12 protein-coding genes are annotated in these 13539 nt (G+C 58.0%); 5 read left to right on the top strand and 7 right to left on the bottom strand.

All coding sequences use genetic code 11. The features are described from left to right. The coding region (locus RCH87_RS01315) for a glycosyltransferase (RefSeq protein WP_306514946.1) at positions 1-288 on the bottom strand (288 nt) is incomplete at its 3' end. Further along, a complete protein-coding gene (locus tag RCH87_RS01310; RefSeq protein WP_306514945.1) occupies positions 288-1127 on the bottom strand; it encodes a hypothetical protein in 840 nt (279 codons plus the stop codon). The genes RCH87_RS01310 and RCH87_RS01315, both read right to left, overlap by 1 nt. A gap of 71 nt (positions 1128-1198) precedes the next feature. Between RCH87_RS01310 and RCH87_RS01305 the strand changes: the two genes are divergently transcribed. Then, entirely contained in the window at positions 1199-1813 is a 615-nt protein-coding gene (locus tag RCH87_RS01305; RefSeq protein WP_306514944.1) for a hypothetical protein, read from the top strand. 20 nt (positions 1814-1833) lie between these two features. On the opposite strand, the gene RCH87_RS01300 is transcribed toward RCH87_RS01305, so the two are convergent. After that, positions 1834-3771 (bottom strand): M13 family metallopeptidase, encoded by a 1938-nt coding sequence (locus RCH87_RS01300; RefSeq protein ID WP_306514943.1) that lies wholly within the window; start codon positions 3769-3771, stop codon positions 1834-1836. 28 nt (positions 3772-3799) lie between these two features. Between RCH87_RS01300 and RCH87_RS01295 the strand changes: the two genes are divergently transcribed. Together RCH87_RS01295 and RCH87_RS01290 are read left to right on the top strand one after the other, a co-directional pair. Further along, positions 3800-4534, top strand: coding sequence for a hypothetical protein (locus tag RCH87_RS01295; RefSeq protein ID WP_306514942.1), 735 nt, complete (start codon positions 3800-3802; stop codon positions 4532-4534). A 2-nt stretch (positions 4535-4536) separates the two neighbouring features. Beyond that, the gene (locus tag RCH87_RS01290; RefSeq protein ID WP_306514941.1) at positions 4537-5421 is read left to right on the top strand and encodes a PrsW family intramembrane metalloprotease; all 885 of its coding nucleotides are present in this window, start codon (positions 4537-4539) and stop codon (positions 5419-5421) included. Here the strand turns inward: RCH87_RS01290 and RCH87_RS01285 are convergent, their stop codons facing one another. The 3 genes from RCH87_RS01285 to RCH87_RS01275 all read right to left on the bottom strand — a co-directional run bounded on the left by RCH87_RS01285 (position 5422) and on the right by RCH87_RS01275 (position 8854). Beyond that, the gene (locus tag RCH87_RS01285) at positions 5422-7020 is read right to left on the bottom strand and encodes an aldehyde dehydrogenase family protein (protein ID WP_306514940.1); all 1599 of its coding nucleotides are present in this window, start codon (positions 7018-7020) and stop codon (positions 5422-5424) included. It lies immediately after the preceding gene. 83 nt (positions 7021-7103) lie between these two features. Beyond that, positions 7104-7856 (bottom strand): trypsin-like serine protease, encoded by a 753-nt coding sequence (locus RCH87_RS01280; RefSeq protein ID WP_306514939.1) that lies wholly within the window; start codon positions 7854-7856, stop codon positions 7104-7106. A gap of 41 nt (positions 7857-7897) precedes the next feature. Then, positions 7898-8854 carry a trypsin-like serine protease gene (locus RCH87_RS01275; protein WP_306514938.1) on the bottom strand — a complete coding sequence of 319 codons (957 nt, stop codon included), beginning with the start codon at positions 8852-8854 and terminating at the stop codon, positions 7898-7900. A 153-nt stretch (positions 8855-9007) separates the two neighbouring features. Between RCH87_RS01275 and RCH87_RS01270 the strand changes: the two genes are divergently transcribed. Further along, complete coding sequence (locus tag RCH87_RS01270; RefSeq protein WP_306514937.1) at positions 9008-9181, top strand: hypothetical protein; 174 nt, start codon at positions 9008-9010, stop codon at positions 9179-9181. A gap of 136 nt (positions 9182-9317) precedes the next feature. Here the strand turns inward: RCH87_RS01270 and betT are convergent, their stop codons facing one another. After that, on the bottom strand, positions 9318-11528 hold the full coding sequence (betT, locus tag RCH87_RS01265; protein WP_306514936.1) for a choline BCCT transporter BetT: 2211 nt from the start codon (positions 11526-11528) through the stop codon (positions 9318-9320). Positions 11529-11740: 212 nt separating this feature from the next. Here betT and betA point away from each other — a divergent pair, with 212 nt between their 5' ends. Then, positions 11741-13513 carry a choline dehydrogenase gene (gene betA, locus RCH87_RS01260; RefSeq protein ID WP_373690888.1) on the top strand — a complete coding sequence of 591 codons (1773 nt, stop codon included), beginning with the start codon at positions 11741-11743 and terminating at the stop codon, positions 13511-13513. Positions 13514-13539: the final 26 nt, after the last annotated feature.

The raw sequence follows: 13539 nt of genomic DNA, 5'->3' as shown, positions 1-13539 counted from the left end.
ATCGTCGGCATCCATCACCGCAAAATAGGTGGTGTTTACTTCATCTAGACTGCGCTGACGCGCAACCGCGGAACCACGGTTTTCGGGCAGGCGGAACAGCGTGATGTACTCGGAGTATTCCGCGAGCACGGCATCGAGTTCCGCGTCTAACGGACCGTCGGCGGTCACCAGGATTTCTTCTGCCTGCAGGGTTTGGCCCAGCAACGAATCCAGGCATGTGCGCAGCGCAGCGGGTTTATCTTTGTGATACACCGACATGATCACGCTGAGGTCAGTGTTGGTGGCCATCAGCGAGCGTTCCAGAATTCTGCGATCTCCTGGATGGCTTCCCGAGAGGTGTTCGGTGTAGCCACATGCCGTTGAGCAACAAGGTCTTGCACCAACACTCGTGCATCTGTTGCTGGTGCGGAATCGCTGCTGGGAAATGTCACCGCGAGGGCGGCGTCAACAAGCTCGGCATTGTCCAGCAGCAAATCGGCACCTGCCCACTTGCCCCAGGCGACAATCCCTTCATCACCGCGGGCAGATTCCAACGCCTGGCGCACGAACGCGCGTGCCTGCTCGACGGTGGCTTCTGGCTGCAACGGAAAGTGCACGCTCAAAATCTGGCGGCCCGAAGCCCCAGCTAAACCAGCGATTTCCGGCTCCCAGGACATCTCCCGCGCAGCACCGGCATACCACCAGCCGCCCACCACCGCGACGGCCACACCATGCGGGTTTTCTGGGATGTACCAGCGGCCAAACTCGTCGTCCCGCGTCCCAACGTTGCCGGCAAAGGCAGTCACCGGCAGCGAATGATCAACCGCGCTACCCAGCATGATCATCGCGGCATGCGTGATGCGATCCGGCAGCCGGGCTAGATAGTTTTCCAACTCCGCGCGCTGCTCCTCGAACTGCTGCTCAGACTGCTCAGCAGCCACAGACAACTCGGCCTCGGCTTCCCAGCCAGCGGGTTTGTCATAATGCGCGTCAATAAAAGAAGCCAGCTGTGCTAGGCGCTCGGTTTCAGGCATGTCGCGCTCATGGCCGCCGATCTGAAAATCGTCGTACATCCGAGCTTCTTCTGCGCTCATGCCTTCCGGGCGCTTTTTACTGACGTTCTTGTTGATCGCGCTGTTTTCCGTCATGCATTGTAGTTTACGTGGCTTCTCCAAATGGCTCGGTACCATGGGAGCGAGCCAAGAGAAAGGATTCTCATATGACCGCAGTCGCAGAAATTTTCGACGCGAAGTTGCAACCAGGCAAAGACGAGATCGCCGCACGCTACGGCAACATCACTGACCTGCAAGGTTTTTATCGCATCGTGGATCCCGCAGGCGAGGTCGGCATCGAAGTTTACGTTGGCACCGATGGCACCGAGCAGCTGCGCCAGCTCTCACTGACCTACCGCGCAGCCGAAAACCTCGACCCCCACGCCGCGGACAACCCCATCGTCTCCATGCAGCACTCAGTACTCGGGCAGCGCTCCGTGGCCTACGGCATGTGCGATTCCGTCGCAGTAGAGCAGTGGGTTCGCACCATGATGACCGGGCAACGGGGCGCAGCGTTCTCCAACGGCATCACCCCGATTTTCGCCATCCGCGGCACCGGTAAATCCCCGGATGCGCACATCAGCGCCGTGAACCTGGATAAAGCCACCGCTGATTTCGCAGAAGGTACCGTCAACGTCGACGGTGAAGTAAAACGCTTCGAGCTGCACTTCCGCACAGAAATAACGCCCAGCGAGCAAGATGAAAAAGACACCTATGGCTTGCTGGGCGTACACCGCGACAATGGCGAAGAGTACGTCCTCGCCAGCCTCACGGTGAAGTAGCTTCAGCTACTGAGCAACAACTACCAGATATTGACGCGCTGCTCCGGCGGCAGATACATCGGCGAATCCGGGCCGACTTCTTCGAAGGCCTCGTAGAATTCGTCGATGTTTGCTGCGATTTGGTTGCAGCGGAACTCCGCCGGCGAGTGCGGGTCAATGGCCAAGTACTGCTTCGCCATCTCTGGGCGAATAGCGGTACGCCAGACCCGGCCCCAGGCCAGGAACAACCGCTGCAAGCCGTTGAACTTCCGCTCGTAGAGCTCCGGCTGGGCACCGTCAACGTCGAAGGCTTCGACGGCGGTATCGTCGTAGCTCATGTCGTGATCGTCCAGGTAGAGCTGATAAGCCACCACGGCGATGCCGAGTCCGCCCAGGTCACCGATGTTTTCACCCAGGGTGAATTCACCATTGACGCCAGGCGCGCCGTCTTCACCAGCCAATACCGACGGCACCAGTCCCTCAAACTGCCCCACCAGTTTCTCGGTGAGCTCGTCAAAGGCGGCGCGGTCTTCATCTGACCACCACTGGTTCAGGTTGCCCTGGCCGTCGTAGTTCGAACCCTGATCATCAAAACCGTGGCCGATCTCGTGGCCAATCACAGAACCGATCGCGCCGAAGTTTTCGGCGGCATCAGCATCGGGGTTATAGAATGGCGCGCGCAAAATCGCGGCCGGGAAGGTGATGTCGTTAACCACCGGGTTATAGAACGCGTTGACGGTCTGCGGGTTTGCCACCCACTCGTCGCGGCGCGCCGGTTCGCCGACTTTGCCCAGCTCATAGTCGTGGCTGAACGCTGCCCCGGCGCGCACATTCGCCACCAGTTCGGCACCGTTCGGGGAAAACTCCAGACCGGAATAATCCCGCCACTTATCCGGGTAACCGATTTTCGCTTTGAATTGCTCGAGTTTCTCCAGCGCACGTTCGCGGGTTTCTTGCGTCATCCACTCCAGGTTGGAGATGCGCTGGCGATACGCGCGAATCAGGTAATCCACCAGCTCCAGCATGTCTTTCTTAGACGAGGCCGGGAAGTGCTTGTCGACGAATAGCTTGCCGACCTCCTGGCCCACCAATGATTCCACGATGCCGACGCCACGCTTCCAGCGATCGCGTTGTTCGGTGGAGCCGGTGAGTTGGCGCCCGTAGAAGTTGAAATTCGCTTCACTGACCTTTTCCGGTAGCACCCCGGCGCGGGAAAGCAGAATGTGCCAGGTTGCCCACAGCTGCCAGTCGGCCAGCCGGTCGTTGGTCAGCAGTTCAGTCAGGTGCTCGACGTAGCTCGGCATCATGTTGACCAGGCGATGCTCCGGCAGTTTGCCGCCGTGCAGCAGGGTCTGGATGATGTCTGGAAGCTCATCGAAATCCGTCGGGTTGTACGTCTTCAAGGCATCGCGGCTGGCAACGACGTCCCAGTGCCCGGACGCGATCTCAGTTTCCAGGGCGACGATGCGCTCGGCGGCAATTTCAGCATCCAGTCCGAACAGCTTCGCCGAATCCAGGAAGCCGAGCATGGTGGCGACGTGTTCGCGATAAGCCGCCAGCGTATCGGCGTGGGTTTCGCTGCGATAATAGGCCTCATCCGGCAGTCCGAGACCGGATTGCACCAGGTAAGCCACCGAATCTTCGCTGCCGGAGTCTTTTTCCACCCAGAATGTCAGCGGGCTGGTCACCCCGACGCGTTCCAGCGCGCCCAGGTTTTCGACGAATTCTTCGATATCGCGGACGGACAGCAAGGCGAAGTCGTCGGCAAGCGGGGCCAAACCAGCGTCATTAACGCCGTCGGTGTCCATGAAGGAAGCAAACAGATTACCGGCGCGCCCGGTGTCCTCGTTGACGATCTCGCGGACATCATCTTCAGCCTGATCACGCAGTTTGTGGAAAGTTCCGTCGACGGCGCGATCGTCGGGGATCACGTGGTTTTCCAGCCACGGACCGTTGACATATGTATATAGGTCTTTCATGTTCGACTAGTTTACTAGGCTGGCTAACATGCCCGCTCCTGTTTCCCCGCCCGATCTGAGCTCAACCCAACTTCGCTTATACCGCACACAACCGCAACGCACGACGCTGCTGTGGGTGGTGCTTGTCGTTGTGGTCGCCATCGCCATGCTCACGCCCGTGGTACTCAGCAAAGCGACCTCGTCGACACGCCAAGCCACTGCCCCACTGGTGGTATCCGACCCACTGACGGGTTCGGAATTACACCTGGCAGACAGGGAATGCCCCATCGACGCATTGGCGCTGACCGGCGAGGGGTGGAATTGCCCGGGGCTACATATTGAGGCGATAACCACCCTGCACGCAGGCGATCCAGACCTGGCTTTGCGCCGCATGTTCCGGTTTATCACGCGCGCTGACCTGCCCGAAGGCGATATTTTGCGTGAGGGTGAACAACGCCTGCTCATCGAACCGAATGGTCGAGGTATTGCCATGTCGACGAGCGCAGTGGGTGCATCCCAGGTCATCGTTTTCCGTGGACTCATCAGCGAAAACTTAGATATCATTAGCAATTCTTGGCGCGAAATTTCCGGGAACGAACTACCAGAAATCGTCCGCGAACTGCTGCACGGCTATTCCGGTACTGGCAGCGATACTGCAGAAAACCCGCTGCCGCAATCCGTCCATAACGCGTCCGGACATAACATGTCAGGGCATAACGCGTCCGGACATAACGCATTCGAACACACAAATGTATCCACACAAACAGTCAGGCGGCACGTATAATCATGAGCAAACTATTCCGCTATTCACTGTTCTTATTCATCCTGGTGGGGCTGCCATTCATGGCGCTTCCTGTGCTGCCGAATGCCCTCGCTTTGCCCACCCCGGCTGCGATCAGCGCCGTGTTTACCGTGGCGTATTTGGGAATCCTCATGGCGGTGGTGCGTCGCACCCGATTATGGCCAGATCGCGGCTGGGCCCCGGCGCTGTTGGCGGTACTGTGGGGCGCGGGCACCAGTTACGCCCTGGTTTCCGTGAGTGCGCCGTCGATCATCGACCTAGCCGCCCACACTGGTGCAACCACAACGGCTGCGTCCTGGGGCGGGGCCTACCCGGAAGAAATCGCGAAAGCTGCCGGCGTGGTTTTCATTTTATTGGCGTTTCGGCAGCTCAACCGCCCGTGGCACGGTTTTGTCATCGGCATGCTCGTCGGGTTAGGTTTTGAATCTTTTGAAAACCTGCTCTACGGCATCGTGATGTCGCCGATTCATCCGTCCTCGGACATCATGGGTGTGCTGCAGATTTGGGGTGCGCGAGTATTCCTCGGCCCGTTTTTGCACATCGCGTTTACCGGTTTGGCGGGCGGGGGCATCGGTTGGGCCCTGTTTGCAGCGGGCAAGTCGCTACCGTGGCGCCTGGCCCACGCGCTGGGCTGGTTTGCCGTGGCGTTCGCCTGTCACTTCGGCTGGAATATTCTTGGCGATAACCTCGTGCTGCTGATCGGCAGCAAGATCGTCACCGGCCTGGTGCTGTATTCAGCGTTTATCTACGTCTGGGTGGCCGCGTTCAAAGCGGCCAAACCCCAGAACGAGTTGTATACGGCGGTCAGCCAGTTACCAAGCAAACAGTCACCTAGCAGTGAGTCACCGAATAAGCAGCCGACTCACTAGTTACTGTTGACCAAACTGCCCGTGCACGGTCGGAGTCAGGTTGTGATAAACGTGCTTGTGCTCCTGGTATTCGGCCAGGCCGACCTCACCTAGCTCGCGACCATTGCCGGATTGCTTGTAGCCGCCCCATTCTGCCTGCGGCAGGTATGGGTGATAGTCGTTGATCCAGATGGTGCAGTGGCGTAGCCCGCGCACAATGCGCTCGGCTTTGCCCGCATCGGTGGTAAACACTGCGCCCGTCAGACCATAGATGGTGTCGTTGGCGATCTCCAGCGCTTCGTCTTCATCACGGAAGGTTTCGATGGTCACGACTGGACCGAAGGCTTCGTCGTAGACAAAATCCATGTCGGCATTGCGGTCGACGCCATCGATGACTGTCGGCAAATAATAAAAACCTGCGCCCAGATCCGATTGGCCGGTGCCGTGCTGGCCGTTGGTGTCTTCACTGGTGGCGATGCGGCCACCGGAAAGGATTTTCGCGCCATGCTCGCGGGCTTCGTCGACATAGCCGGCGACTTTCTCGCGGTGCTCAGCGGAAATCAGCGGGCCAGTTTCAGCCTTCTCGTCGGTCGGGCCGCCGAGCTTGATGTTGTTGGCGCGCTTAGCGAATTCTTCAACGAATTTATCGTGCAGCGATTCTTCCACCAGGATGCGCGAGCCCGCCGAGCAGACCTGCCCGGAGTGGAAAAACGCACCGTTGAGGGCATTGTCGACGGCCACATCAAAGTCAGCATCCGCGAAGATGATGTTCGGGTTCTTGCCGCCCAGCTCCAGGGCCACGCGCTTGACGGTTTCTGCCGCGTTGCGGGCAATCAGCTTGCCGGTCTGCAGGCCACCGGTAAACGAGACCATGTCGACGTCCGGGTGAGTCGACAGTGGGGTGCCGCAGGCTGCGCCGGCACCGGTGATCAGGTTGGCCACGCCGTCGGGCAGGCCGAGTTCTTTCAGCACCGCCATCAGCAGCATGGCGGTGTGCGGGGTGAGTTCTGCTTGCTTCAGCACGAAGGTGTTACCAGCAGCGATGGCTGGGGCAACCTTGTAGGCAACCTGCAGCAGCGGGTAGTTCCATGGGGTGACCATGCCGACGACGCCGACTGGTTCGTGGTCAATGCGCGAGCGCACATTATCCATGCCAGGGTCAATCACCCGGCCGGCCTGGTGGCCGATCAACGTGCCGAAGTGTTCAAAGGCAGCGGCGATATCGTCCATATCCACCAAAGAATCTTCGAAGCGCTTGCCGGTATCGGCGGATTCCGCGGCAGCGAAGAGTTCTTTGTGCTCGCGGATTTTATCTGCGATTCCGATAACCAACCGGCCACGGTCACGGGCCGGAACCGACGACCACACGCCGGATTCAAAAGTCTCGCGCGCTACTTTGATGGCCGCGATGGTGTCTTCATCCGTGGCTTCCGAGACCATACCCACCGTGGTGCCGTCAGCAGGGCAGCTGATGGTGCGAGTGCCGCCTTCCTGCGCCTGGCGCCACTGGCCACCGATGAACAAGCTGGCCGGTGCGTCGTTTCCGGCGCGGTAGACGTCGGCAAGCAAATCCGTGGTGGTCGGGTCAAACAACGTGCTGCGATTGTTCGCGTTGGTCAAAATGGCACCTTTCGCTTGGGTCTCATCATTTCTGAAAATCCCAATTTTACTGCGAAAGGTGGCCACGCGCTGTGCAAGTTTGCTCACGCCCGTGGCAAGAAACCTTTCAACCGCAACAGTTTATCCATGCCGTTGACCGCTCCATTGCCCAGATTTGGTTCATCTCCATTGCGCGCCATAGTCTGCTTTATCCAGTTGATCTCAGCTGAGATATCGGCCAAGTTCATCGGCGTTCCATTGCCAGAAATCGCGGAGGCTACGCCGGATAACTTACCGTCAATGAACAATGGTCCGCCGGAATCACCAGGCTGTGCATACGCTCCGTCTTTGTGATGAACGGTATACATTTTGCCGTTGTTATAGCTGCCGTTTTGATAAAGGTTTTTCACTTCTGCTTGGGAGTGCGGCAGCCGTTTGTGCGAGGTGCTATCCCAGCCGTAGAAGGTTCCTACCTGGCCCGGCTTCGGCGCTTCAGTAGCCAACTCTGGATAGCTGTCGAATGTGAATGCGGAGTGCGTGGACATACGCACCAGGGCAATATCGCCGGTTGGTGCATGGTAGGCCTCTTCGGTGCCATCCACTCCGGTCTTTTCAACACCGGTGTGCAACAGGTGTGCCGTAGTGCCGTTGCCGAAGCAGTGTTTTGCTGCCAAAATCCAGTGCGGGCTGATGGCAGTTCCGGTACATCCGCCAACGATAACGACGTTTTTCGCCAGTGCATCGTCGTCAGACACTGGGGCGGCGCCTTGGACTGCTTGCGCAGATGGAGTGGCAATGATGCTTGTTGCCACCGTCACGGCAGCAGCTAAGGATAGCGCAATCTTATTTATACTCATGTTCCCTCGGAGTTCCGAATAGAAAATTTTCTGACAGGAATTTACAGGTTGGACGACGACAGCAGCGGGCTACCCTGGTTAGGCCGGGCAGGTTTCGCTGGCTGCTGCTTTCCAGGTTTTGTTTGCGCGGGTTTTGATTCCTGCTTTTCTGGCTGCGCAGGTTTTGGCTGTGTCTGCTCTGACTGCGTCTGCTCTGGATTTGGTGCCTGCTCCTGAGTTTGCTGCCCGTCCTCTTTATCTTTTTCCGCCCCCGGCTTCTTCAGCCCCTTCTCCTGCAAAATTTTGTCCATGCCATTGACCGCGCCGTTGCCTAGGTTCGGCTCGTCACCGTTTTTCGCCATGGTCTGTTTGATCCAGTCCAACTGTGCAGAGATATCGGCCAAATTCAGTGGCACGCCGTCACCGGAAATTGCGGAAGCCACACCAGAGAGCTTGCCGTTGATGAAGAACGGCCCGCCGGAATCACCTGGCTGCGAGTACGCACCGTCTTTGTGGTGCACGGTATACATCTTGCCGTTGTCGTAGCTACCGTCCTGGTACATACCTTGCACCTCAGCCTGGGAGTGCGGCAGCCGCTTGTGCGAGGTGTTATCCCAGCCGTAGAAGGTTCCTACCTGGCCTGGCTTCGGCTCTTCAGTGGCCAGCTCTGGGTAGCTGTCAAAATCAAATGCGGAGTGTGGAGACATGCGCACCAAGGAAATATCGCCACTTGGCGCGTGATAGACCTCTTCGGATCCTTTAGTGCCGGTCTTTTCAATTCCGGTGCGCACCAGCTTTGCGGTGGTGCCGTCACCGAAGCAATGCCGTGCTGCCAGCACCCAGTGTGGGCTGATGGCGGTGCCGGTGCATCCGGAGACGATAACGACGTTTTTCGCGTTTGCATCGTCATCCGAGACCGGAGTTCCGCCCTGTACGGCGTGAGCAAACGGGGTGGCGATGCTGCTTACCGCCATTGTGGCGGCAGCAACAAAAGATAGCGCAATCTTATTTATTCTCATGCGCATTACAATACTTTATTCGGAGAATTCTTGTAATGATCTGAATATGGGTCACAAGTTATTTAATGAATGCGATAATCTACACACTGCTAACACCGGAGCTGCTGCTTTTTGCTGCTGCTTTTTGCTGCTGTTTTTTGTTAAGGAGTCCTCATGAGCTATTCAAAACTGGCACAATCGTGCATCATTGCCACGTGGGCAGCATTAATTATCCCTATACTGTTGATGATTTTTGTTGACTCCACCGGCGGACTGTGGCTTCTGGTTCCAACTTTCCTGACAGCTGCTGCTGTTACTTCTTTTTGGACAGTAAAAGCCACAAAATAGCTTCGTCGGAACAGCAAGAAACCCCCGGAATCACAGCGGACTGTTGCCTACAAGGTGATCTGGGGGCTTCACTATAGCTGTACTGCTGGCGTGCTATTCGCACCGCGGTTACCAGCCAGGGTCAATAACACCGGCTTTATTCGGAGAAGTCTTCCTTCCAGCTACGAACCGGATTCGAATTATCCGACAGGTCCGAAGAACCACGCAGCGGCGCCTGCATGTGCAGGTACTCCAAGTGGCGATCGTAGAGGTCAAGCACGTTATTGATCAGCTGATCCTCGTCGTAGCCATAGACGTCAAAGCCCATAGAGCCATTGTTGTCGAAGACCTCCAAGCGATAATAATCACTATTTCCGTCCACGAAATCCGGGCTTTCAGTCTGGATTGGGTACAGCTGATAACGGAACTCGCGCTCGTCGCCCAGCGCAATTTCCAGGTCTAGCTGTGGCAACTGGCATTCTTCAACCAGGCTGGTGAGCAAACGGGCATCCAGGCCTTCGTTGCGCAACTCGGTACAGAGTTTCTCCAGCGCAGGGGTAGCGGTGTTGTCGAAGTACTCGGTGATTTCCTTGCCACTTGGCCAACGGTTTGCCCGACCAATACGGGATTTCCACCGCGCCCCGCCGACGCGACCGGCGATCGCGGAATGCAAAGCCACCGCACGCGAGTCACGCTGGATATTTTCTTGGCGCAGCGACTTCCACAACGAGAACATCACCATCCACATCACGAACGCGAACGGCAGGCCCATTATCACTGTCGCCGCCTGCACCGCGGCCACACCACCGATGCCCAGCATGCCCAGGGTCAGTACACCAACGGTCAGCGACCAGAACACGCGCAACCACGGTGCACCATCCTGGCGGTGGTCGATGATGTGCGAGGTGAAGTTCGCCATCACCAGCGCACCGGAGTCCGCCGAGGTGATGTAGAGCAGCAGACCACACAGGGTGGCCAGCAAAATCAGGGCCGATGCACCCGGGTAGGTGCCCAGCAGTTCGTAGAAGCCAGATTCTGGCTGTGCCATCGCGGTTTCGGCGAATTCTTCGTTGTTGCCGCCCATAACCAGATCGAGCGCGGAGTTACCGAAAAACGACATCCACAGCACGATGAACAGGAACGGGAACATCAAGGTACCGATGACGAATTGGCGCAGGGTGCGGCCGCGGGAAATGCGTGCCAGGAACAAGCCGACGAAGGTTGCCCACGCGATCCACCATGCCCAGAAGAACAGCGTCCAGGCTTCCATCCATGCAGCGACGGAATCTTGATCGTCAGCGTAGGCGTAGGTGTCCATCACCCATGCCGGGAAAGTCGCCAGCATCGTGCCGACGTTATCGATCAGCGCGTTGAGCAGCCAGGCGGTCTTGCCAGCGATCAAAACGTAGAGCCCCAGGAAGATGGCAACAGCAACGTTGAGCTCCGAAAGACGACGAATACCCTTGTCGACGCCCGAGATCGCAGAAATCGTCGCCACGATCACGCCGACGGCAACCAGGGTGGCCTGCAGCCCCATGGTTAGCTCGACGTCGAAAATGATGTGCAAACCGTAGCTCAGCTGGACGACGCCGATACCCAGCGAAGCAGCAATACCGAAAACGGTGCCCAGCATCGCCGCGATTTCCACCGTGTGGCCGGCCGCGCCGTGAATGCGCTTACCGATGATTGGGTACAGCGCAGAACGGATAGCCAGTGGCATATTCAGGCGGTAGGCGAAGTAGCCGAAAGCCATGCCCATCAGCGCGTACATGGCCCAGCCGACGATGCCGTAGTGGAACATCGCCCAGGCGACGGCTTCTTTCGCCGCGGCATAGGTTTCTGGGTCCGTTGTTGGCGGCTCGAAGTACTGCGTGAGTGGCTCGGCAACACCAAAGAACATCAGGTCGACGCCAATACCGGCGGCAAACAGCATCGAGGCCCAGGTGTACAGGCTGTACTTCGGACGCGAGTGGTCCGGCCCCAGGCGGATATTGCCGGTGCGGGAAAATGCAACCACCAGCACGAAAATCACCACCGCGGTGGCGGTCAAAATATAAAACCAACCGAAGTTGGTGGCTATCCAGCTGGTGATCGCGTTCAGGTTGTCTTCCGCGGATTCCGTCGCCAAGAACGTATACAGTGCAATGGCCAAAATGATCGCACTGGAAAAACCAAACACGACCCAGTTCGGTTTCGCGGTTGGTACGTCATCACCGTGGTCATAACCAGTTTCGGCGCGGAAGGTGCCCACGAGCGCCCGCGGGATAAAGCGCGAGGCCTTATTTTCCGAGGCTTTATTTTCCGAGGCCTTATTTTCCGGGGTGTTATTTTTGGCCGATTGCGGTTTAGCTTGTTCAGCCACCACCATCTCCTTACGTTCTACTGCTGTGCGGATTTTTTGAGGCAGTTTTGAAGAAATTTTCAGATTCCAAGCTTTTTGACTGTATACCATCACACACTTATTGGCTAGGTCTATTTTTCGTCGCTAGGCTGGATTGTCGATTCGCGCACGGCTCCCGCCGTGGGCATGAGCAGTAGAAAGGACGCAGCGTGAGCATTTTTTCGCGACTGTTTAATTCCCTGAATTCCGCGACCTCGGCGAAGAAGGCCTCGACAAACTCGGTGCCAGTTACCGATGAGGTCAGCGACGTCGTTGTCGTCGGCGGTGGATCTGCAGGATCGGTGGTTGCCAACCGCTTGACCGAAGACCCAGATACCCGCGTCGTCGTCCTGGAAGCCGGACGCCCAGACAGCATTTGGGATTTGTTCATCCACATGCCTTCGGGCTTCTCCTTCCCGATCGGCGATAAAGACTACGACTGGATCTACGAAACCGAGCCAGAGCCAGAGATGAACGGCCGCCGCGTGCCGCATGCCCGCGGTAAGGTGCTGGGCGGTTCCGGTTCCATCAACGGCATGATTTTCCAGCGCGGCAACCCGCTGGATTATGAAAAGTGGGCAGAAAATCCGGGCCTGGAGCACTGGGATTACGCTCACTGCCTGCCGTACTTCAACAAAATGGAAACCGCCAAGGGCGCAGACGCCGACGATCCACGCCGCGGCCACAACGGCCCGCTGTATCTTTCCCGCGGCCCGGCCACCAGCCCGCTGTTCCAGGCACTATTCAAGTCCGTGCAGGAATCCGGCTATGAGCTGACTAACGACGTCAACGGCTACCGGCAGGAAGGCTTCGCGCCTTTCGACCGCAATATTAAAAAAGGACGCCGCCACTCGTCGGCACGCGCCTACCTGCACCCGATCTTGCAGCGCGAGAACCTGGAGGTACGCACCCAAGCCTTCACCCGTCGCGTGATTTTCGACGGCACCACCGCCAAGGGCGTGGAATACGAATGGCAGGGTGCTACCCGACGTATCTACGCGGACAAGGTCATTCTCGCTTCCGGCGCTATCAACACGCCACAACTGTTGCAGCTTTCCGGCGTCGGACCGCGTGAGTTGCTGGAAGAACACGGCATTGACGTCGTCAAGGAACTGCCAGGCGTGGGCGAAAACCTGCAGGATCACCTCGAGGTCTACATCCAGTATGAGGTGGACACGCCGCATTCCTCGCAGCCGTACCTGCGCAAGTGGCGTTGGCCGTTCATGGGCCTGCAGTGGTTGCTGACCCACAAGGGGCCGGTGGCGACCTCCCACTTTGAGGCCGGTGGCTTCGTGCGTTCCAATGACGACGAAGAATACCCGAACCTGATGTTCCACTTCCTGCCGATGGCGGTGCGTTACGACGGCACCCCAGCCAAGGTCAAGCACGGTTTCCAGTGGCACGTCGGCCCGATGTTCTCCGATACCAAGGGCTGGGTGCGCATCCAATCGGCAGACCCGCACGTCAAGCCGAAGATGCTGTTTAACTATCTGCGCACCGAGCAGGATCGCCGCGAATGGGTCGAGGCCGTGCACAAGGCACGTGAGTTGATGGCCACCGACGCGATGGCAGAGCACGGCACGCGCGAATTCTCCCCAGGCCCAGAGGTGCAGACCGACGAGGAGATCCTGGAGTGGGTACGCAACGACGGCGAAACCGCTTTGCACCCTTCCTGTACTGCAAAAATGGGTGCCGAGGACGATCCGATGGCCGTCGTGGATCCCGACACCATGCAGGTCTGGGGCACCGAAGGCTTGTACGTCGTCGACTCTTCGGTATTCCCGTCAATCACCAACGGCAATATTTATGCGCCGACGATGATGGTGGCCGAGAAGGCAGCAGATTTGATCAAGGGCAAGAACCCTCTGCCTGCGAATAATGTGCCGTTCTACCGTGCCGGTCAAGACATGCCGTTGTATGCCGAAGGAGAAGAACGCCGCGACCACGTCGAGGCGCCTAGCTCCTGGGAGTAATGAAAACCGATCCTAATTAAGCACGC

Origin of the sequence: Corynebacterium sp. (assembly GCF_030826625.1) — a bacterium.
Classification (GTDB): Bacteria; Actinomycetota; Actinomycetes; order Mycobacteriales; family Mycobacteriaceae; genus Corynebacterium.
The sequence above is the reverse complement of the archived record's forward strand: the minus strand, read 5'-3'. Positions and strand labels throughout refer to the sequence as shown.